Below are 22,509 nucleotides of genomic sequence, written 5' to 3'. Positions count from 1 at the left end.
CAATTAAATTTTATTAGAAAAGAACAAAAGTGAATAAATTCACTCCATGAGTAAACTCATGTTTTAACGAATTTATATGTAATTATGTATTTCTACATATTTACATGTACTCTATAAGGTATTGTTAGACCTCTACTCATCAAATACTTAATTGTATCATTTGAGTTACGTTTATATTTTTTCATTATATTTAAGGCGGCATTTATATCAGCATTGATTACTTTGCCGTCTTTTCTTTTATATAATCCTCTTTTTATTCTCTTTCCACTTCTAGGTTTATCTTTTTTTATTTCATCATTATCATAAAATGATGACGCAGATGTATAAGATTCATTAATCTCAACTATATTTATCCCATATTCTAAAGATTTTAATATAAGTTTATTTTTGAATTTAGATATTGGAACCAAAATAAATTTCTGATTGGTCTTAGCCCTCCTCTTTCCTTTTAGGCTTTCATTTTTGATTCCACCAGTTTTTATTCCTTTATTCCAACCAACTATAATTTGACTTATATTGTTTTCTTTAGCCTTATTTAATAGTTCTTTAACCGCCTTATTCAAATAATCATTAATAAAATCATTATTTTTTCTTCTTAAAGAATCAATTCTTTTAGATGTATATACACCACTTGGTAATATAGATTGTGCTTTAGCTATTCTTTTAGAAGTGTATTGTATCTTAGATATTAATAACTTACCATCAATGATAAAGGATTCATTATTATACATTACACAAGATGCTAGATTAGTAACTCCCAAATCTATTCCCATTATATTATCATCAATATTTTTTAATTCATAATCAATATCTTTATATGAGAATTCTATTGAATAGTATTCTCCTCTTTTATCAGGAACAATTCTTACCTGATGTATTTCTTTTCCATCTAATAGTTTAGGAATTCTAAAGAAGATATTCATTGATTCTTTATTAGAATATTCTTCAATACTATCATTGATTAGTTTATCCTGATAAACATTATAAAATACTTTATTCGTTCTCATATCATTAGATAATGGTAGCTTTATACAATTATGTCCATTATGAATGATAGGTCTTACCTGATCTGTATATAATGGATAAAACCCATTTTTAGGTAAATACTTAGGTAATGACCCATGATTTTTAATAAACTTCAACATATTATTATGGGCACACCGAATAGTACATATAGATTGGTATGTATTTATAATATGGAAATTCTCATTCATTTTTAATTCCTTGTTCGTATCATAATATGAAGGAATAGTTTTATGTTCAAAATAATAGTGTCTTAAATAATATAAGGAAGCATTATATAAATTCTTTGATATCCTTGTTAAAAGCTTTAACATAGCAATTTCACTATTTGAAGCTTTATAGTGATATTTTAGTGTTTTAAATCCCATTTTTTCACCTCCATTCTCTAGAAATATTATACCCCCGAAAACAGCAAAAAATCCATTAGGTAAGCCGTTTTTGAGTTTGAGAAATTCAATATAAAAAAGAGAGAAAATGGTGTATTTTGAATTATATTTTTATCAAAATCAAAGAATAAAACAAAATACAGAAATACAATTTCCTAGTAAATAAAAGAAGCCCGATGGGCTTCATTTTAAAAGAATAAAAATTCACTTACAAGCTGTAAGAATAATTTCTTACTCCTACCACTAAATTTATTTAAGTATTTTAATAATCTTATCGATTCCTTTTTACAATCAAGTAAGGTATCTAATTGAGAGGCTAAAATGAAATCATAAACATTTTTACCTAAAACTATCTTATCCTCTTTTGGTACTTCTCTTATAAGCTTAGTTAAAGCCTTATCCATTTTTCTAGCCTTAGGAGCAAGCTCCTTAGCAAGCTCAAAGTTTGTTACATTGATTTGCCAAGAAAAGCCATCATGCTGGTAAACTCCCTTCGCATTAGATTTTACAATAATTGTTCTTCCGGCAAAGCAATCAAAAAACATACCAACAACATCAAGCTCTGGAATAATTCTTACAATTCTTCTTTTTACCCTTTCATATTTTTCCATATCAATATAGTTTTTATCCATTCCTTGCCCATCATTGGTATAGCAATGAATAATTCTATCTTGAACATCACTTCTTGCGTAAATTGTTGCAAAATTAGCTAAATTTCCACCCTTTGAATGACCGCCTAAATAAATATTAGCCTCGGGAAATAAATCCGCAATCTTATTTACATATTCGACTGCTAGATTTTGGCTTACAACAGGACAGGTATATAACATATCAATATTTTCTTGCCAGCCAATTAATGTATCATCCGTTCCCCTAAACGCGATATAAATTGTGTCCTCATCTAAATGGAATACCATTGCTGAAAACTGAGTTTTGGTTTTCTTTTCAATGATATTGACATAATTGGATACATAAATTTGACCAAATCTTTTCGTGTCCTTTGCCAAATCCGTTAAGGTAATAATACTTTTAGGTACAATAAGACCTAATACTATTTTTTCCTTATCATGTGTTTCAAATACATGATTGACTGCATTCTTAAATAAGACCTTTTTTGAAGAGGGATAGCTTGGTACTGCATCTTCAAAATCAATATAGCTTATCTTTGAAAATATTAAATTATCAATCATGTTAAATTGATCCTGTAAGAAGGATAAATCCCCACGCCAATGCATATAATCTAATATATTTGCCATAACATCACATCCCATTTATATTATAAATGGAAATTTTAAAAAAACAAGGGAACTATTGTCCCTCATCTCCATTAATAATTTCTAAATCACCAGATATATTCGTTTTTGTAATTACTGGATTATAGCCAAAATATGTTACTTTACAATCACCAATTACGGAATTTACAGAAATAGAATTTATAGTGCTTGTTTCAACCTCTGATTCACCATATCCTATATTAATAGCCATTTCATCAGATAGACACTGCTTACCATAGTATTTAGCATTTGTCATAACCAAATCTACTGCAGTAGTTTTACCAGAGATATTTAAAATACATCCATCATTCATTGTAAATATAGAATTTAAAATGCCTTTAGAATAAATAGTAGCTATGGATGAACCATTTAAAGTAAATCTTGCATCCTGTGATTCTAAGGATTTTATATCTACATTTGATTCTTCCTTTAAGGAAAGATAAATGGATGAGGATAAGGATATCTTATTTGCATTAAGAGTTGAATTAGAGCCTAAGGATGCAGTAAAGCTTTTTCCTTCAAAGGAATCCATTGTTAATATAGATGCATAATCTAAATTAATATTTGGGTTTTGATTTAAGGATAAAGAATCAATAGTTACATTTGATAATTCAAAGTCAAGACTAGATAGTGGATATCCTGTAACTAAAACCTTTAATGAATCTGTAATATAATTCGTATTGGAATCTCCTGAAATGATTAAAGTATTAAAGGATACTTGGATAGATAAATCATCTAATATTTTCTTTTGACCAACAAAGGAAATATTCTTTTCCCCTGATTTTATTTCAACATCAATTGGAACTATATAAGAGCCCTTAACCATACGAATATTGGATATTCTTATACTATCGATTTCACTTTGAGGTAAAAACTCACTTGTGATAATATCTCCACTACCACTAACGACTCTTCTTTGACTACAAGAGGCTAATAGTGGTAATAATCCTATGAACATGAAAATAAGCTTAAGTACTTTTTTCATATAAAAAATCTCCTAATTTATAATTCTTATATATTTTACTATATAAGAAATGAAAAGTCCACAACACCGTTGTGGACCATCTTTTAAATTAAACCAAATAAGGAACAAATCTTCTTTTGTTCATCTATTGTTGCTTCATTATTTGCAGAAATAATAAATAATGCAAGGATATATAATGAACTCTTATGACCATATTTTTGGAAGGACTTATGAGCAAATTCTCTTAAAGCAGTAACCTCAGTTGGCATCATATTCTTTCTACACATTTCTAAAAATTCATCTGCTGTTACAGTGAATAATGCGTTATTACAAAATTCATATTCACTTCTATTAATTTGACCATCGGATGCACTTACATAAGAAACTAATCTTTCAAGCATCTTTTGTGTTTGAAGACTTGAAAGTCCCATTTCCTTTGCTTGAGACTGATAGGAAATATATAGATTTTTTCCGTATAAGGTTCTCTTTTCTCCACCAATAGCCAAATATTGTTTTAATTCTTTTGCAAATACTTCTAATTCTGACATATAACTTACCTCAACTCATTTATTAATAACATTATATCATTGTTTTATAATAATGGAAGAAAAAAGAAAAAAAAGGCGCTTATGCGCCTAATTTAAGATTCAAAGATTGGTTCAAAATCCGATGCATCATGTCCACATAAAGGACAAAGATATTCTTCTGGTAATACTTCACCCTCATAAACGAATCCACAAATTTTACATCTCCAGCCAATAATCTTTTTATCTCCTGGTAATGGTTCTGGCTTTGGTTTTATATTCTTATGATAGTAATCATAAGTTAATGGTGGATTATCATTTAATTTAAATGCGTCATCTAATTCTGCAATAAATAAGGTATGGGAACCTAAATCATGAGATTCCACAACATGAGCTGCAAGAACACTACAAGTTGACCAGGATAGATATGGTACATCGATACCATTAATTTTTAAATTATCACCAAAGAATTTATCGATATCTCTACCAGATTGCATACCATAATATTTAATCGTATCATAGGTTGTTTTTTCTTCTAGAATAGAAATAGTAAATACCTTACTTTCTTTTATCATTTCACAGGTAAGATTTTGATTTATTACAGCAATCGCAATTTTATTTGGATTTGATGCAACCTGAATACAAGTATTTGTTATACAACCATTCATTTTACCGTTTGCTCTTGTAGCTAAAACAAATACACCATAACTTAAACTAAATAATGCTCTATTATCCATAATGCCTCCTAAATATTTAAATATTTTCATCGTTTTTTCTAATTTCATTATACAAAACAATTTTCCCTTATTCAATAAATATGACTTTCAATTTTATTTTTTTCAAAAATTAATTATAATTTTTTCATTATTGTAGAAAGAAAAGATAAAAAATGGTATTCTTTAATTAGTAGAAATCGATTTAGGAGGGGAAATCCTATGTTAAAAAAGGTAGAAAATATTTACACCCATGCTCATTTAAAGGAGGAAGCTAATGAACTTGAAATCAATAATAGAGCATTAGCGAAAAGAATAGCAACAGAAAGTATTGTCCTTTTAGAGAATAATGGTGTACTCCCAATTGAAAAGGAATCTAAGATTGCACTATATGGAATAGGTGCTACAAATACCATTAAGGGTGGGTCTGGTTCTGGTGAGGTTAACGAAAGATATTCTGTATCTATTTTAGATGGCCTAAGATACCAAGGATATACTATTTGTAATGCTTCTGAGCTTGAAGAATATAGATTAAAGGCTATGGAAGCTAAAAAGAAATACATGGAAGAAAAAAGAAAAAAAGCTGGTTTCTTCTCCTTTAAAGAGATATCCATGGCAAATATAGAAACAGGCTACCATGATATTGAATTTATTGTTAATAGAGAAAAGCAAGATACGGATATAGCTATTTATGTATTATCTAGAATGAGTGGAGAGGGTGCCGATAGAAAGCTTATAGAAGGAGACTTCTTATTATCTAAACAAGAAAATGAAGATATTCATTATCTTGCAAGTACATATAAGGATGTCATTTTAATCATCAATGCTGGTGGTATGATAGATTTATCCCCTTTAGATGATATAACATTATCTGGCTTAATTTTTACAGGTATGCTTGGAGAAGAAGGCGGTAATGCACTTGCTGATATTATTTCTGGTGCAATTACTCCATCCGGACACCTTGCAGATACATGGCCTATGTCTTATAAGGATATTCCATTTGGTGAAAACTATTCTTATTTAAATGGTAATGAAAAGGAAGAGGAATATTCAGAAGATATTTATGTAGGATATCGTTATTATGAAAGATTTAGAAAGAAAGTAAGATACGCATTTGGATATGGTCTATCCTATACTGGCTTTAAAATTGCAACAAAGGTTGATTTACAAGATGAAATTAAAATCTTTGTTAAGCTAAAGAATTTTGGCAATTTTAAGGGTAAATGTGTACTTCAAATTTATGCATCCTTACCAGAAGGAAAATTAAAGCAGCCTGCATTTAGCTTAATTGGATTTACAAAATCCAAGCTGTTAGTTCCAGATCAAGAAACACTTCTATCGATGTCTATACCATATCATTATCTTGCAAGCTATGATCCAGAGTCTAATACTACTTTACTTGAAAAGGGTAGATATGTATTATATATTGGTCAATCCTCGGATAAGAGAAGCTTAATTGCAGGATTTGATTTAGATGAGGATATCATACTTGCAAATCATAAGCCAATATGTCCATTAAATAAAAAAATAAATCTATTAGAACCAGATTTTCCAAAGAAGGATATATTAATTCCAGATAATTTAATATTAACCTTAGATAAAGAAAATATTAAGCCTGAAGAAATTAAAGAGCTTATTACAGAGGATGCTCCAGAAAATCCTATGGATGAATATGAAATGGAGGCTAAAAAAATTGTAGATAAGCTATCTATTAAGGATTTATCCTTATTACTTGTTGGAGATGGCGGAATGGATATTGCTATTCCAAAGCCTCATGATGTCATAGTACCTGGTGCTGCAGGACATATGACAAATAAGCTTACTAAAATAGGATTAAAGAGCTTTGCGTTTGTAGATGGACCTGCAGGATTAAGATTATGCAAAACTTCCATTGTTAAGAAAAATGCAAAATCTATTAAATATGTAGATCCAGGCATGGAAATGTTTAATTATTTCCCTAAGATTGTAAGATTATTAGGTAATTCTAAAATCAACAAGGGTACTCCACTTTATTGCTATACTACTGCTTTCCCTACAGGTTGTAGCTTAGCTCAAACATGGAGTGAAAAGCTACTAGGTAAGCTTGGAGACGCAGTAGGTAAAGAAATGGAAGAGTATGGAGTAACTGTATGGTTAGCTCCTGGAATGAATATTCATAGAAATCCACTTTGTGGAAGAAACTTTGAATATTTTTCTGAAGATCCTCTTCTTTCAGGTAAAATGGCTAAAGCCATTGTTATGGGTGTACAAGCTCATAGAGGATGCTATTGTACAATTAAGCACTTTGCTTGCAATAATCAAGAAAATGAAAGAAAATGGACTTCTGCTTATGTATCTAATCGTGCATTAAGAGAAATCTATTTAAAGGGCTTTGGTATTGCAATTAAAGAAGGTAGATGTAGAGGAGTAATGTCTTCTTATAATAAGATTAATGATATTTGGAGTGGAGCAAATAAAGACATCTTAACTGAAGTATTAAGAAATGAATGGCTATTTAAGGGCTTTGTTACAACCGATTGGGATGAATCCCATGAAGGACTAGAGGCTGATAGAAGCATTGATTCAGGTATTAATATTTTAATGGCTGGAAATAATAAGCAAAGAAAAGCTATTCAAAAAGCATTAGCCTCTAAACAGTTATCTTTAGATATAGCAAAAGAAAGAGCCCAAAGGCTAATCCAAATTATGTTATTACATAATACATTAATAGAAAGAAAATAAATGAAATTGCTATCAGTTTTCCTGATAGCTTTTTCTTTAAACCTGATAGCTTTTTCTTTAAAAATGATTAGAAAACACATCTTCTTTTCAACTTCTTTATACCAAATGTTATATAGAAGTTTAAATATGAAAAAAAGGAGTTCTCTTCGAACTCCATAGGGGATATTTGGTTCTTTAAAATATAAGGTTGGTTGGTTGTTACCTCTTCCATTTTGTGGTTGGTAGGTAGTTTCCCATCCCTTAAAATATGTGGTTGGTACAATTGAAAAGAAAAACCTCCTGGTTTTATAATGTTCTTAGCAAATAACTTTTACAGTTTTTCATATTGTATTATAATCCCTATACCGAGGAATTAAAAGATGAAAGGCTTGAACTTATTAGTGAAGAACTTAAATATGATACTAAATATTTACAATACAAGATTCATGCCAATTCAATTAACCCTTGCCCAACCTCAAATTTTAGAAAGGCCGATATTTAGTTAAATAATGGTGTGGATAAGTATCTATCACCATTGTCTGGTAATAATACTACAATCTTCTTACCCTTATTTTCTTCTCTTTGTGCTAATAGCTTAGCTGCATATAATGCTGCACCAGATGAAATACCAATGAATACACCATCACTCTTAACAACCTCTGCACCTGTTTTAAATGCATCCTCATTAGAAACAGTAATAATTTCATCATAAATTTTAGTATTTAATGTATCAGGAACAAATCCTGCACCAATACCCTGAATCTTGTGTGGGCCGGCAACTCCTTTAGATAATACTGGTGAAGATTCTGGTTCAACAGCTACAATTTTAACATTAGGATTCTTGCTCTTAAGGTATTCACCTGTACCAGAGATTGTTCCACCAGTACCAATACCTGCAACAAAGATATCGACATTACCATCTGTATCTTCCCAAATTTCTGGACCTGTAGTTAAAAAATGTGCCTTAGGGTTTGCTGGATTAACAAACTGACCTGCAATAATAGAATTAGGAATTTCCTTATTTAATTCTTCTGCCTTTGCAATTGCACCCTTCATTCCCTTTGATCCATCAGTTAACACAAGCTCTGCACCATATGCCTTAATTAAATTTCTTCTTTCCACAGACATTGTTTCTGGTAAGGTAATAATCAAACGATATCCCTTAGCCGCACTAATTGCTGCAAGACCAATACCAGTATTTCCACTTGTTGGCTCAATAATTGTAGATCCTTCCTTTAAAATACCCTTAGCCTCATAATCCTCAATAATTGCCTTTGCAATTCTATCCTTAACAGATCCTGCAGGATTTAAGCCTTCAATTTTGGCAATAACTGTTCCGCCTAAATTATTATTCTTGTTAAAATTAACTAATTCAACTAGTGGAGTATGTCCTACTAATTCTGTGATTGATTTATGAATATTACTCATGTTTTTTTACCTCTTTTTTATATGGAATAATCGTTTCCTATTTTACCTTTCTCTTTTTTTGCTAAATCATCTAATGTCACACTATCAACATAGTTGGTGATAACCTCATTAAAGCCTTTCCAAAAATCGATAGTCGCACAAATCTCAGCTCTATCGCATATGACTTTATTACACTGTAAGCAAGCAACAGGGGCTAATGTACCTTCTGCACATCTTAAGATTTCACCAGCTGTATATTCCTCTGGACGTTTTGTTAACCTATAGCCTCCATTATTGCCTCTTACACTAATAAGTAAGCCACCTCTTGTTAATAATGCTACAACCTGTTCTAAATATTTAATTGAAATATCTTGACGTTTTGATGAATCCTTTAATGATACAACTCCACCATTTGAATAAGCGGCTATATCTATCATTAATCGCAGTGCGTATCTTCCTTTTGTAGAAATCATTTATATACCCCCATTCCTACTAAAATACTAGATTTTATTATATCATTGAAGGCATCTTTATACAAGATTATTCAATTGCACGAAATGCTTCTTTTAAATCATCTATAATATCATCAATATGCTCAATACCAATGCTTAAGCGAATGGTATTTCTATAAATACCGGATGCCTTAAGCTCTAGATCATTCATTTCTGAATGCGTTGTAGATGCAGGATGAATAACTAATGATTTTACATCTCCTACATTCGCAAGTAATGAGAATATCTTTAAATTGTCAATGAAAGCTTTTGCCTTTGCCTCATCACCCTTAATTTCAAATGTGAAAATTGAGCCTCCACCATTTGGAAAATATTTCTTATATAATTCCTTTTGAATAGGATCATTAGATACAGATGGGTGATGAACCTTCTCTACATTTGGATTAGAATTCAAGAATTCAACAACCTTTAATGCATTTTCTACATGTCTTTCAATTCTTAAGGATAATGTTTCTAATCCCTGAAGTGCTATAAACGCATTTACTGGAGAAATAGATGCACCTGTATCTCTTAATAAAATAGCTCTTACATAAGTTACAAATGCCTGTGGACCTACCGCATCATAAAATGACACGCCATGATAAGATACATTTGGTTCAACTAAATGCTTAAACTTACCACTCTTTCTCCAATCAAATTTGCCCCCCTCAACTATAACTCCACCAAGACCAGTTCCATGGCCTGTAATAAACTTTGTTGCAGAATGAACTACAATATCAGCACCAAAATCAATTGGTCTTAAAAGATATGGTGTTGCAAATGTTGCATCCACTACAAGTGGAATATTATGCTTGTGGGCAATATTTGCAATAGCTTCAATATCTACAACATCGGAATTAGGATTACCTAAGGCCTCAATAAAAATTGCCTTAGTGTTATCCTTGATTGCCGACTCTATTTCTACTAAATTTGTATTCACAAATGTAGTTGAAATACCATAATTAGGTAATGTATGCTGGAATAAGTTAATAGAACCACCATAAATATTATTTAATGCTACTATATGGTCTCCAGCGAATGCTAAGCCTAAAATAGTATATGTAATAGCTGCTGCACCACTTGCAACCGCAAGTGCACCACTACCATTTTCTAAACGGCGAATTCTTTCTTCAAATACACACTGTGTTGGGTTTGTAAGTCTACCATAGATGTTTCCAGCATCTCTTAATCCAAAGCGATCCTCTGCATGCTTACTATTATTAAATACATAGGATGATGTTAAATAAATCGGAACTGCTCTAGCTCCTGTTGCAGGATCAGCTTCTTCTTGTCCTGCATGAATTTGTAAAGTTTCAAATTTATAATCTCTCTTGCTCATTAATTGTTTCCTCTTTCCTTTTATTTATGAGCCCAACATGATATTGTGGCTCTCTTTTTAATATAAAAATGATACATCCGGGCTAAGCCCATACATCGACTACTCATTATAGCCATAATATCACCAATCCTTTCAAATTCCATTATTCCTACTCATTTAGTAGGATTAGCTATATTATAAATCAAATTTAGGAATTGTCAATAACAATTTTTAAAATTTTTTATAAAATTAAAAAGGACTCAATCGAGTCCTTCATTCGTATTTAAATCATTCTTATTCTTTGATTTAATCATATTAATAATTAATATTGTAATTCCAACTAAGCATGCGAAAACTAAAATTCCCTGTCTTAATATCGAAAATGGTAAACGATAAACCATGTAATATACTAAGAATCCACTCTCATGGAGTAATGCACCAATTTTAACAACAAGCTCTTTTTTATTATTTTGAGTTATCGTTGACATAGTAACGATTAGAGGAGGTAAATAATTATCCCATTTATCAAAGCTACTACTATAAGCTAAATAAAGAATGATTAAAACCCACATGATTCCAATTAATCCAAATACCATATACTTTGGTAATTCTTTATTCTTTTTACATAAGAAATATACCATTAATATATTTCTAATAAAGCATACGCTAGATACGATTAGATTACTCCAAAGGTATGCAAATACCTGTTCTAATATAAAGAATATAAAAGAAAATGTAGCTATTATAAGAAATGTTTTCTTTTTGAATAAATAGGAAATACAAATAATAATTAACCCTATAAGTCCACAGATTTGAGATACCCATAATATAGGTGTCAAATTCTGAAATGAGCTTTTAATTGCTTCTAACATATTATCACCGGAAATATTATATTACAAAACATTGCCTATTTCAATATAATTTATTATTAAAAATATATAAATTCTTATAATTACTTTAATACCTTTTCAATGGACTCTTCTAGCTTCTTAGGAGATTTTAAAGATCCAAATCTTCCTACAACATTTCCTTCTCTATCTATTAAGAATTTAGAGAAATTCCATTTAATGTTTCCTTTAAACTTACCATCATTAAAATTCTTCATATATTTATATAATTCATGCTCATTCTTACCATTCACATCAATCTTTTTAAATCTAGGAAATGTAGTTTTATATCTCATTTCACAAAAGCTATTAATTTCTGAATCGGATTCAGGTGCTTGGTGAGCAAACTGATTACAAGGGAAATCTAATACTAGGAAACCTAAATCCTTATATTTTAAATATAATTCCTCTAATCCCTTATATTGTGGAGTAAAACCACAATGAGTTGCGGTATTTACAATCAATAATACCTTACCCTTATACTCCTCTAATGTTTTTTCTTCACCTTTATTATCTACTACCTTAATATCATATATTGTCATATTCTTTCTTCCTTTCCATTGCTCACAATTATATTGTATGCAATGTTTTAATAAAGTCAATAACAATTTCAATTTTTATTTTTAAATGGAACAAATTCTTAAGATTTGAAACATATAGTATAAATTACAATTTCATGGTAAAATATAAGTAGCAAGGACGGTGAAACTAAATATGGATGAAACGATTAAGACTTTGAAGTGTAGTTGTTGTGGTACAATAGGTAGTCTTAGGGAGTATGGGCATAGTGGAGATAACTACTACCTTATTGACCCTGAGGAAACATTCGCTACTGGTTTTAGGAAGTTTGTCTGTAAAGCATGTAATCATGTAGAAACCTTCTGGTTTGGGGCTTCAAAGCTTTTTATTGATGAAGACCTAAAGAAAGAAAAATGGTTATTATATGATGATTTCATGGATAGTGTAAGAGATAAGCTTCATGCAAAAGTAATTTATTGGTACACTTTAATTTTAGATGTCATTGAGGATGAGGTTAAATCCTTAATGAAAAAAAGAGCTCTTCTTTCTAAAGAAGAACAAAGAACATTTGATAACCTATATTTAGGATTCTATAGAAGCTATTATAACTATAGACAGGATAAATTTGGTAAATGGATTGATCGACGTATTGGTATGAAAGAGGATTTATTAAAAGAAACTGTAGATCCATATCCATTCTACTTTAATGGTTATCTTACTACTATAGATACAGAAAATCCTAAAAAATGGAAAATTGATATTTCAGATAACTATAAAGAAAGATATCCTATTGAAGCTGAAGCATTTAAATTGCTTCAAACAAAAATTGATAATTATTTATTATCCTTAAAAACAAAGAAAAAATATACTGAAACTATAGAAGATCCAAGAGACTTTGACTTATTTAAGGATTATGTAAGATATATGGCTTTAGCAAAGCTTGAAGATTTAAGATATCAAGCCCTAGATTATGCCAAAACATTAATTGAAGGATATAAGGATGCAAAGCTAGATATTGAAGAAAAAATGACGGATGTCATTCAAACAATTATGGATAATAAAGCTCCTGAATTCTAACAAAAACCCCTGCTGAACAAGCAGGGATTTTCTTATAGTTCTAAATCTTTAATTATATTACATAAAGTATTTCTAGAATCTTCTAATTCCTTAAGCTCACTATTTGATAAAGGTAATTCTAGTACTGCTTCTACTCCATCACTACCTAAAATTGCAGGTACAGATAATGCAAGACCAAAGGCATTATATTCTCCTTCTAATTCTGTTGAAATAGGAAGCATAGAATGCTGATTTTTTACAATGCATTCACATATTCTTACAACCGATAGGGCAATACCATAATAGGTTGCACCCTTACGCTCAATAATATGATATGCAGAATCCCTAACCTCTATATGGATTTCTTCCTTTAAGGAATCCATATCATCAAATCCTCTTAAATGACAGAATTTTTCCATTGGCATACCAGAAACATTTGAAAAGCTCCAAGCAACAAATTCACTATCTCCATGCTCGCCCATAATTACAGCATGGATATTTCTTGTATCTACCTTTAGCTTTTCACTTAATAAATATTTTAATCTTGCAGTATCTAATACTGTACCAGAGCCTATTACTCTTTCCTTTTTAAAGCCAGATACCTTAAGTGCAACATGCGTTAATACATCTACAGGATTCGCAACAATAAGTAATAATCCTTCTGCTTTTACTCTTACAATTTCTTTTATGATTGAAGTCATTATTTTACTATTTTTCTTAATTAAATCTAATCTTGTCTCTCCAGGCTTTTGATTAGCACCTGCAGTAATAATAATTACTTTCGCATCACGAATATCCTCATATTCTCCTGCATATATTTTCATTGCATTAGAATATGCTAAGCCATGGGCAATATCCATTGCCTCACCTTCGGCTTTAGCCTTATTAGAATCAATTAAAACAAGCTCATTAAATAAGCCCTTTTGCATAAGCGCAAATGCGCTAGATGAGCCTACAAAGCCAGCACCAATTATTGCAACCTTACGTTCATTAATCATTTTAGTCCTCCAATCATTTATTTATTATTTCAAATAATCTTGATTTTAATAATAAATATCTATTCTTCTTTTCTTCCTTTTGAAAATGAATATTTCTATCCTGTAAAAATACATTTTGATAATCTAATACTTTATCCTTAAACTGTTCACTTGTAAGATCAAAGATAACATCACCTATTTTATTAAAGCAGTGGAAATTCCCATCAGAAAGTGGTATACCATATACCTCTCCACCATATAAATCCTGCATTAAAAATGCAGTAATAGAGCATTGACCTAAGGTCATATTTTCTTTAGTCCAATCCTCTTGCATTCTTTTAGCACAGGTTTCCTTAGACCAAAGATTAGATAATATATCATAATAATCCTTTGGAGTATTTCCATAGGAATCCTTTATATCAGCATTTTTTGCACCATAAAACTTATAATCCTTCATATTAACCTCGAATAATTAATAATACACCAAATCCTACAATTATTCCTAATATAGAAAATATAATTGTAATAACATTAAATGGCTTTACTCTTCTTACATTTAAATCTCCACGTTTTCTTCTATTTTTATCCATCTTAGAAGATATAATCGCAAGTATAAAAGATAAAAAGGCAAAAACTAAAATAGCACTTCTTCCTATTTGATATATTTGGATTTGTTCTGGAGTAATTACTACATCTCCTGTTATACTTTTATAAACCTCTATAGAAAGGGTTAGTGGCCAAAAGCCATTCGACTCATAAATATAGAATCCAAAAACCAAAAATAAAGATAATATAAAACCAATAAAGAATATAAAGAACATGAATGCGGATGCAAAAATCGCAAAAATGAAGGATAGTATCTTTTCAAAAAAGATAACTATATCCAAAGTAATTGCAGCACCAAGACATACAAATACTAAAACGAACGCAATAATGGCTAATGTTTTTGGTATATATCTTTCTTTTTTGGTATCCATAGCTTCATCCCCTTAATATCATTATAAAATAGATATAGAAAAATGTAAATAAAAGAAGGCTTCCTTAAAAACCTTCTATTTAATGTAATCTTCTCTTTTTAAAACACATAATTCAATAATCTTTTTTTCTTGATCATGAGGTCTTACCATTTCTTCTATACCTTCATATTGAAAATGAAAATATTCTGCAAGACGCTTAGATTTTATATTATCGATAAAATAACCATATTGGAATGATTTTGCATCTAGTTTATTAAATGCTAAATCAAGCAATAGCTTTAATACCTCTTTCCCATAGCCTAAGCCTTGGTATTCTTTAGCTATTGCGATACCAGATTCCTTAATCTTACCATCCTCATATTCTTTAATAGCACATAGCCCAATAGGCTTATTGGTATCTTTTTTAGCTATATAATAAGCATAATGTGACTTTTGATATTCCATGCTTCTTTTATTTCTTTCTTTTGCATCACTTTCTTCTACAGTTGGGGTAAATAGCATCCACTGATATACATCTTTATCTCCCCAAACCTTAAGCATACTTAAATAATCATTATCTTGTGCACATCTTAAAATAATATTATCTCCAATAATGGATTCATTATTTCCATCAATTGCATAATAAATACATTTATGTAGGATACCTCTATATTCTAATTCTTCTATTTTATCGATTTTTTGCATACCACACTTTTGCATAACCCTTGCAGAGGCAATATTATTTTCAAAATGGGCAGCCATTACTCTTTTATAGCCTATACGAAATAATTCATCAATAGCTAATTTTAAGGCTATAGTAGCATATCCTTTATTCCAATATTTTGATGAAATAAAATAGCCAAGCTCTATTTCATATTCATTTCTATCTACTTGGTTCAATAAACCTATTAGATTGTTATTTGCATATATACCATAGATAAATAAATCTAAATTATTGGATAAATCCATTAATCTTTTAGAAAAATTAATTGCATCATTCTTATCCATATCCGGTATCATATAGGTTTCTTTAACCTTAGAATCAAGTAATATATCTGTTAAGGTATTTAAATCGGGTAGAGAAATTACTTTTAAGGAAATTTCTGAGTCCTTTAATATAGTATTCCTAGATTTCATTTTCCCTCCTCTTTAAAACAAATAATCTTCTTTTTTCTGTATTTTCTCCTTCCCATTTGAAATGATCTAAGAATACTATTTCAAAATAAGGTAAAAAGAAGCTTTCCCAGGCGGAATCCGAATAGCTTGCAAGGCGTAAGATTCCATCAACAAATAGGTATTTATCTTGTATAAAATCTAATTTACTCTCTTCTGCTTGCTCTTTAGAAATATAATAATTTAATCCAACAATAAGTAAGGAATCCCTCTTTAATAATCTTGCAAATTCTTTGATAATTGAATCCTTTGTTTCTTCTGGGATTACATCTAATACATTACTGCAAATAATACCATCATAGGATTTACTTGGAACTGTCTTTAGCCAATTTTCATCTATTTTATAAGCATGAATGCCCCTTGCATTATATGCCTTTTCATAAAATAGAATACTATTAATGATATTATCTCCTAAATCCACTGCAGTAATATTTTTAGCACCATTCAGTGCTAAGGAAATTGATGCCCAGCCACTACCTGCACCATAGTCTAATACATTTTCCTTATCCTTTAAAAGCATTACTGCATCATATAGCTTTTTTGATGGAACAATATCAAATACACTTCTATTTGAATCACTCAAATATTCTTCCTTCTCCGAATCCTCTAATTTAATAGCATTATTCCAAAATGATGTTAGAGTATGATTCATCTTATTAATATCATTTTTTAATAATTCTTCCTTTAATAGGAAAACATCCTCTAATAAGAAATGATTCGCTTCATCTCTAGATGTAAATATATAAACCTTCTTTGTTTCCTTAAATTTATCTAATAAGGCATTTAATCTATCTAAATTAGAATCATACCAATTTTCTATCCATTCCTTGAATTCTAAATCAAAGGTATCCTCAACCCAAGGTAGGTCAGTTCTTTTCTTTCCTACTCTAGATTTTGCCCCCTCAAGGCATACCTCTATAGGATATTTTAAGAAGAATATACAATCTGATTCTTCCATTCTTCTTTCATAGGTTCTTGAATAATCTCCATCGATAATCCAATCCTTCTTCTTTAATATACCATCTAGCTTAACGTCAAATTCATCTCTAGTAATATGTGTTTTATCACTATTCCACCAAATATTATCTAAATGAAATAATTCAACATTAAAGATCTTTTGTAGCTTTCTTGAATATTCTGATTTACCAGCACCAGATGGTCCAATAACTATAATTTTCATAATTCCCCCAAATTGATTTATTTAAAATAAAATAAATCCTCAAATTTTAAATCTAAAGCAATACATAAAAGTAATGCAATTTTAGCTGTTGGCTCATATTGCCCTGTTTCAATTGATGATATTGTATTTCTTGAAACGCCAATCATAGAAGCTAGCTTTTCTTGAGATAAGCCTTTTTGTTTTCTTATCTCTTGAACTCTATTTAGTAATTTTAAGCTTTGCATCTAGCAATCACTCCTACAAGCTGTAATATCCATAATACTAAAAAAAGTACAAAACCCAAACTATAAATGATAAAAACAATTAATTCATGAGTTTTCTTAAGTTTTAAATACTTCATTAAGAAAGCTGTTGCTTCCATTCCAAATATAGCCATTAAAAAGCCAAAGCTATAGGTTTTATATAGCATAAATTCCGCTATATTCCAAATAGCAATTAATGCAATACCAATATGGCAAGCCTTTGCATAACCAATATGCTGAGCATCGATATCTGCGATATCTATACCCTTACCTTCATCTTTTGCTTTAGATAAAATTTCATCCTTATTCATTGATCAAACCAACCTTTTCTACTTCATTTGTATATTTCTTAGGTTCCTTTAAAACAACCACTTTAGCATTTTTAAATAATTTAGATATTTTCTTAATAGCAACTTTAGCTTCTCCACTTCCACTATATAAAATAAATGAAACATGCTTATTCGATAGATTGGTTTCATTCAAAATAGAATTACATACAGGAGCTAATCTTCCATTCCATATAGGTGAACCAATAATAACCTCTTCATAATCATCTATATTATTATCATAGTTATTAAGCTTTGGCTTTTTCCCTCTAAAACCATCAAAGCCACCCTTCATCATGGATAAGAATAAATTCTTACTAAGCTTATAATTCGCTTCTACTTTTCTTATTTCATAGCCTAAGGATTTTAAGTGTTCTGCAACAATATCCCCATTTCCTGTATAAGAATAATAAATAAACAATTTTTTCATATTTTCACCCCTTGCCAAGTGTACTTGTCACATATATTATAATTATGCAAAGTAAACTTGTCAATAACTATACTTCATAAAAAAAATAGGTTTGGTTAAACATTCTTCTTAAAGATAAAGAACTTCTTATTTCAAATCTTCTTCTAGTAAAAGAAAAACTACTAGACGTCAATTATCTAAGCCAATGGAACAAGCCAAGAATGAAATGCTAGTAGTTAGTGGTTTATGTGACCAACACATTTTAAACAAAGAAAAAAAACAAATGAAATATGAGGCTTATCAAGCATCTCTACTGCATATTTTCTAATGGTTTCTTTTACACCATTCGCTTGGAACTCACTAACCATTTGCTTTATAGTTTTTTCATCTTGGTTCGACGAAGTACAATAACAAGGTCCATTGGGATTATTATCAGAAAATGCTCGATTATCAAAAAAATCAAGGTAGTGTGATTGACTCAAGGCTTTTGATTCTCTTAGAAAATAATAAGCTAGCACAAATTATCATAAGCATAATTCCAGATACCATAGTTACTATGGCAGAGCCTCTTCCAACTCCAATATCAAAGCCACTTCCTATTGAGTCTGCAAGAATTCCAGACATTGCATAAGCAGGAATATAGCCTAATTGTGATATAAATCCTATAAAGCCCCAAACACGTCCCTGTAACTCATTTGGTATATTTATTCTTACAAGATAATCTAAGCAAGAATTGGCAAGAGGTAGCATTGCAAAGAAAAGGAAACCAAAAATAGAAATCACTATAATATTTTCTATAATTGAAAATCCAATCATAAACAATCCTGCTAAAATCAATGATATTGAAAGGATTGCTGAATGATGCTTACTTATACCAACTATACCAGTTATAAGCGCTGTTGCTAGCATACCTAGTGCACATACTGTTTCAGTAATACCAAGTGTTTTTGAATCTGCAAATGATAAAATCATAGGTTCTGACAATATTTGAATAACTCCTATACACATTGATATAAGAGATGAAACAATTATAAGTAAGAAGATACCCTTTCTTGCATGAACCTCCCTCCATCCTTGAGATAAAATTGATAAAAAGCGCTCATTCTTTTTAATTCTCTCTTTTTTGATGCTTTTTTTTACAAGTGCAGTTGTAAAGAAGGTTACAAAGAATGTGCATATATCAATTATTAGAAGTAGCTTTATATCATAAGCTCCAAGAAGTAATCCAGCTATTAACGGTGATACTAGATACCTAGCACTAGCAGATAAAGATGTTAAACCATTTGCTTTAGTATATTCTTCTTCTGATAACATATCTGTAACAGTAGCTCTATATGAGGGCTCAAGCAAGGATGAAAATATAGAGCTAATAGATACGCCAAGGCATATTTGCCAAATTGCTACATCTCCAAGCATCATAGAAACTAGTATATATATAATTCCGATTGCTGAAAATCCATCACCTATCATCATAAGTATTCTTCTATCATATTTATCAGCTAAAGCACCTGCTGGTATAGAAAGTAAAAGTGTTGGCAAAAAACCTAAAAGTGTTACAATTGCCATCATAGCGGCACTTCCTGTAATATTAAAAACATAAACTCCAAGTCCAAAGCTTGTAAGACCTCCACCAATTTGTGATATAAGATCTCCAGACCAAAGTATTAAAAATTTACGATAATTTGATTTTTGCATATTAATTCTCCTTTTGTGACCGACTGTCTGTCGGTATTAGTTTGTTTTTTAAGGGAACCTATTATCTTGGTTCCCTTAATTTTTAACTATTATCTTCTAAATAGCTTTATCATTACCTTTTGTAAGCTACCTTTTTCTGCTCCAAATAGGCACTCCATATTATGTAGGAATGCTTCTATTCTCTTATCCTTATTTTCTTTTATATCATCATAGTCATCATCAAATACAATACATGAATAAAGTATAAGCATTTCAACAGTTTCCTTTGGATACTTAACATTGAATATTTTTTGTTCATTTCCCTCTATAACAAGTCCTGTTAAGATAGGAACGATTTTTCCAACAAGATCATTTTGCATCTTTTGATGCATCAAAGCATTTTGAGGTTTATGAACCTCATCAATAATTTCATGTCCTATCTCTGTATCTACATTAAGACCAGCAATTGTCATTACAATCCTATCTGGTATCGAAATCGAAGTATCTTTAGCTATCGCTTTAGCTTTAGCTATTAAAGATAGATTAATCCTTTCGATTATGGCATTTAATATATCTTCCTTAGATTTAAAATGATAATAAAGTGTTCCTCTAGCGATATCTACTCTTTCAAGGATATCATTTGTACTAGTCTTATCATATCCTTTAGTAACAAATAGCTCTTCAGCTACATCCAATATTTCATTTTTTCTCTCTAGAGCATCCTTCACAACTCTCATCGTATACCCCCTCCATAGATACAATTGATAGATATACCTACTTATTCATCTTTATAGCCGACAGGCTGTCGGTCAATTAAAGTATATATAAAAAATTTATAGATGTCAAGATTTATTTATACCTAGGTATATATCATTTAAGCATATATAAACTTTATATCATGTTCTATTATTATAAAAGAAAAGCCTATGATAACAGTATTCATCATAAGCTATTAATTATATATAATTAAATTATTTCTTTTCTTGGTGGAGCACTCCTAAAGATAAAGAGCATACCGTCTCAACATGAGTCTTTGAAACCCACAAAAAAGTTATCTCATTAAAAAAGAATCAAGTAAAACACCTGATTCTTATAAAATTTTATTTTGCTTTGAGTATTTAAATCTTAAAAATATTATCTTATTATCATAAATTTTAAAAACAAGAATATAATTTTTAATTACTGCATGTCTAATAGAATCATCTTTAATTAAATAATAGTTACAATTTGAATAAGATAAAGGAAATGCACATATATTATTAATGCAAGCCTCTATGTTATTCATCAGGTCAATCGCAGCTTTTTTATTGCATAATTTATTAGAAATATAGTTTAAAGTATCATCTATATCTTTTATTACTAAGTCAGTTAACTCATAACTATAAATCATATTTCTTCTTTAACTCCTCAATGGCAGAAGGTCCATTTTTAATTTTACCATCATTGACATTTTGAAGTCCTTCAATAATAGCTTCATACATTTCAATTCTTTCTAATTTTTCTTCATATGTTTTAATACTCATTACAACCATATCACCATAACCATTTTTGGTTATAAATATAGGTTCATTAGTCTCATTACATAAATCGGATATTTTATTAGTATCTCTTAAATCCTTAATAGGTAATATTTGCATAAAAATACCTTCTTTCTGACATAATTATAGCATAATTATGACATAACTGCAATAGTTGTTTTATGTTTATAATTTAAAACCTATGGGGTGATAGAACATCTAATGATAACTAAGCGATTATCTCTATATTATGACTTTCTATATTTGAAAAAGCCTATGATAACAATATTCATCATAAGCTATTAATTATATATAATTAAATTATTTCTTTTCTTGGTGGAGCACTCCTAAAGATAAAGAGCATTTATTACATTTTTCCAACCCATTTTGATGGCATAAGTTGCATTTTTCCAACCACTTTTGTCATTTATATTGCATTTTTCAATACATTTAATAATACTTATTAATTATATATTCAATTAATCTAGAATTATTTAAGAATAAAAATGACCTATAACTTTTTGTAAATCATAGATCATTAACTTAAATTTAATTATATTATATATAATTACTTACTAGACTTATTTTTCAAAATTTTTCCGTGAAAGTAGGCATACCGTCTCAACGGGTTTACATTCATTCTACAGACCCCAAAATATTTGTAAATATATATCTACTAAATGAAAAAAAGGATTGATTTTTTTTGTATCAATCCTATTGTTTCTTAATGTATAATGACAACTATGGTAATACAAATGAAACACCCCTTAAATTTTGAAACACCCTTGAAACA

Annotated in this window: 24 protein-coding genes; 2 read left to right on the top strand and 22 right to left on the bottom strand. The window is 29.8% G+C overall.

Annotated elements, in window-relative coordinates; all coding sequences use genetic code 11:
* Positions 1–92: 92 nt before the first annotated feature.
* The 5 genes from EI71_RS04225 to EI71_RS04205 form a co-directional block, all read right to left on the bottom strand.
* The gene (locus EI71_RS04225) at positions 93–1,391 is read right to left on the bottom strand and encodes an RNA-guided endonuclease InsQ/TnpB family protein (RefSeq protein WP_119016007.1); all 1,299 of its coding nucleotides are present in this window, start codon (positions 1,389–1,391) and stop codon (positions 93–95) included.
* 206 nt (positions 1,392–1,597) lie between these two features.
* Positions 1,598–2,665: an Mbeg1-like protein gene (locus tag EI71_RS04220; RefSeq protein WP_162849757.1), complete on the bottom strand. Its 1,068-nt coding sequence runs from the start codon at positions 2,663–2,665 to the stop codon at positions 1,598–1,600.
* 52 nt (positions 2,666–2,717) lie between these two features.
* Complete coding sequence (locus tag EI71_RS04215; RefSeq protein WP_119016005.1) at positions 2,718–3,668, bottom strand: GIN domain-containing protein; 951 nt, start codon at positions 3,666–3,668, stop codon at positions 2,718–2,720.
* An 83-nt stretch (positions 3,669–3,751) separates the two neighbouring features.
* Positions 3,752–4,195 carry a hypothetical protein gene (locus EI71_RS04210; protein WP_119016004.1) on the bottom strand — a complete coding sequence of 148 codons (444 nt, stop codon included), beginning with the start codon at positions 4,193–4,195 and terminating at the stop codon, positions 3,752–3,754.
* Between the two features lie 92 nt (positions 4,196–4,287).
* On the bottom strand, positions 4,288–4,908 hold the full coding sequence (locus tag EI71_RS04205) for a flavin reductase (protein ID WP_119016003.1): 621 nt from the start codon (positions 4,906–4,908) through the stop codon (positions 4,288–4,290).
* Positions 4,909–5,106: 198 nt separating this feature from the next.
* On the opposite strand from EI71_RS04205, the gene EI71_RS04200 reads away from it, so the two are divergent.
* The gene (locus tag EI71_RS04200; RefSeq protein ID WP_119016002.1) at positions 5,107–7,605 is read left to right on the top strand and encodes a glycoside hydrolase family 3 protein; all 2,499 of its coding nucleotides are present in this window, start codon (positions 5,107–5,109) and stop codon (positions 7,603–7,605) included.
* Positions 7,606–8,082: 477 nt separating this feature from the next.
* On the opposite strand, the gene cysK is transcribed toward EI71_RS04200, so the two are convergent.
* From cysK to EI71_RS04175, 5 genes are all read right to left on the bottom strand, one after another.
* A complete protein-coding gene (gene cysK / locus EI71_RS04195) occupies positions 8,083–9,012 on the bottom strand; it encodes a cysteine synthase A (RefSeq protein WP_119016001.1) in 930 nt (309 codons plus the stop codon).
* 17 nt (positions 9,013–9,029) lie between these two features.
* The gene (locus tag EI71_RS04190) at positions 9,030–9,464 is read right to left on the bottom strand and encodes an RrF2 family transcriptional regulator (protein WP_119016000.1); all 435 of its coding nucleotides are present in this window, start codon (positions 9,462–9,464) and stop codon (positions 9,030–9,032) included.
* A 67-nt stretch (positions 9,465–9,531) separates the two neighbouring features.
* The gene (locus tag EI71_RS04185; RefSeq protein WP_119015999.1) at positions 9,532–10,821 is read right to left on the bottom strand and encodes an O-acetylhomoserine aminocarboxypropyltransferase/cysteine synthase family protein; all 1,290 of its coding nucleotides are present in this window, start codon (positions 10,819–10,821) and stop codon (positions 9,532–9,534) included.
* A gap of 239 nt (positions 10,822–11,060) precedes the next feature.
* Positions 11,061–11,672 carry a YgjV family protein gene (locus EI71_RS04180; protein WP_162849756.1) on the bottom strand — a complete coding sequence of 204 codons (612 nt, stop codon included), beginning with the start codon at positions 11,670–11,672 and terminating at the stop codon, positions 11,061–11,063.
* Between the two features lie 80 nt (positions 11,673–11,752).
* Positions 11,753–12,229 carry a glutathione peroxidase gene (locus EI71_RS04175; protein WP_119015997.1) on the bottom strand — a complete coding sequence of 159 codons (477 nt, stop codon included), beginning with the start codon at positions 12,227–12,229 and terminating at the stop codon, positions 11,753–11,755.
* Between the two features lie 172 nt (positions 12,230–12,401).
* Between EI71_RS04175 and EI71_RS04170 the strand changes: the two genes are divergently transcribed.
* Positions 12,402–13,283 (top strand): hypothetical protein, encoded by an 882-nt coding sequence (locus tag EI71_RS04170; protein ID WP_119015996.1) that lies wholly within the window; start codon positions 12,402–12,404, stop codon positions 13,281–13,283.
* A gap of 32 nt (positions 13,284–13,315) precedes the next feature.
* Here EI71_RS04170 and EI71_RS04165 read toward each other — a convergent pair whose 3' ends face one another.
* The 12 genes from EI71_RS04165 to EI71_RS04105 all read right to left on the bottom strand — a co-directional run bounded on the left by EI71_RS04165 (position 13,316) and on the right by EI71_RS04105 (position 21,836).
* Positions 13,316–14,260: an L-lactate dehydrogenase gene (locus tag EI71_RS04165; protein WP_119015995.1), complete on the bottom strand. Its 945-nt coding sequence runs from the start codon at positions 14,258–14,260 to the stop codon at positions 13,316–13,318.
* A gap of 13 nt (positions 14,261–14,273) precedes the next feature.
* Entirely contained in the window at positions 14,274–14,696 is a 423-nt protein-coding gene (locus EI71_RS04160; RefSeq protein WP_162849755.1) for a YunG family protein, read from the bottom strand.
* Position 14,697: 1 nt separating this feature from the next.
* Positions 14,698–15,216: a hypothetical protein gene (locus EI71_RS04155; protein WP_119015993.1), complete on the bottom strand. Its 519-nt coding sequence runs from the start codon at positions 15,214–15,216 to the stop codon at positions 14,698–14,700.
* 75 nt (positions 15,217–15,291) lie between these two features.
* The gene (locus EI71_RS04150) at positions 15,292–16,332 is read right to left on the bottom strand and encodes a GNAT family N-acetyltransferase (protein WP_119015992.1); all 1,041 of its coding nucleotides are present in this window, start codon (positions 16,330–16,332) and stop codon (positions 15,292–15,294) included.
* Entirely contained in the window at positions 16,322–17,548 is a 1,227-nt protein-coding gene (locus EI71_RS04145; protein ID WP_119015991.1) for a methyltransferase domain-containing protein, read from the bottom strand. The genes EI71_RS04150 and EI71_RS04145 overlap by 11 nt, the downstream gene beginning before the upstream one ends.
* 17 nt (positions 17,549–17,565) lie before the next feature.
* Positions 17,566–17,772 carry a helix-turn-helix transcriptional regulator gene (locus EI71_RS04140; RefSeq protein WP_119015990.1) on the bottom strand — a complete coding sequence of 69 codons (207 nt, stop codon included), beginning with the start codon at positions 17,770–17,772 and terminating at the stop codon, positions 17,566–17,568.
* Positions 17,760–18,101 carry a DUF6442 family protein gene (locus EI71_RS04135; RefSeq protein WP_119015989.1) on the bottom strand — a complete coding sequence of 114 codons (342 nt, stop codon included), beginning with the start codon at positions 18,099–18,101 and terminating at the stop codon, positions 17,760–17,762. The genes EI71_RS04140 and EI71_RS04135 overlap by 13 nt, the downstream gene beginning before the upstream one ends.
* Positions 18,094–18,546, bottom strand: coding sequence for a flavodoxin family protein (locus EI71_RS04130; protein WP_119015988.1), 453 nt, complete (start codon positions 18,544–18,546; stop codon positions 18,094–18,096). Before EI71_RS04130 ends, EI71_RS04135 begins: the two co-directional genes overlap by 8 nt.
* Positions 18,547–18,984: 438 nt before the next feature.
* The gene (locus EI71_RS04120) at positions 18,985–20,220 is read right to left on the bottom strand and encodes an MFS transporter (RefSeq protein ID WP_162849754.1); all 1,236 of its coding nucleotides are present in this window, start codon (positions 20,218–20,220) and stop codon (positions 18,985–18,987) included.
* Positions 20,221–20,309: 89 nt separating this feature from the next.
* On the bottom strand, positions 20,310–20,936 hold the full coding sequence (locus tag EI71_RS04115; RefSeq protein WP_119015985.1) for a TetR/AcrR family transcriptional regulator: 627 nt from the start codon (positions 20,934–20,936) through the stop codon (positions 20,310–20,312).
* Between the two features lie 353 nt (positions 20,937–21,289).
* A complete protein-coding gene (locus tag EI71_RS04110) occupies positions 21,290–21,589 on the bottom strand; it encodes a type II toxin-antitoxin system RelE/ParE family toxin (RefSeq protein WP_119015984.1) in 300 nt (99 codons plus the stop codon).
* On the bottom strand, positions 21,579–21,836 hold the full coding sequence (locus EI71_RS04105) for a type II toxin-antitoxin system prevent-host-death family antitoxin (RefSeq protein WP_211321030.1): 258 nt from the start codon (positions 21,834–21,836) through the stop codon (positions 21,579–21,581). The genes EI71_RS04110 and EI71_RS04105 overlap by 11 nt, the downstream gene beginning before the upstream one ends.
* Positions 21,837–22,509 lie beyond the last annotated feature (673 nt).

Origin of the sequence: Anaeroplasma bactoclasticum (assembly GCF_003550015.1) — a bacterium.
Taxonomy (GTDB): domain Bacteria; phylum Bacillota_I; class Bacilli_A; order Acholeplasmatales; family Anaeroplasmataceae; genus Anaeroplasma; species Anaeroplasma bactoclasticum.
Note: the sequence above shows the minus strand (reverse complement) of the source record. Positions and strands in the feature narration are given on the sequence as shown.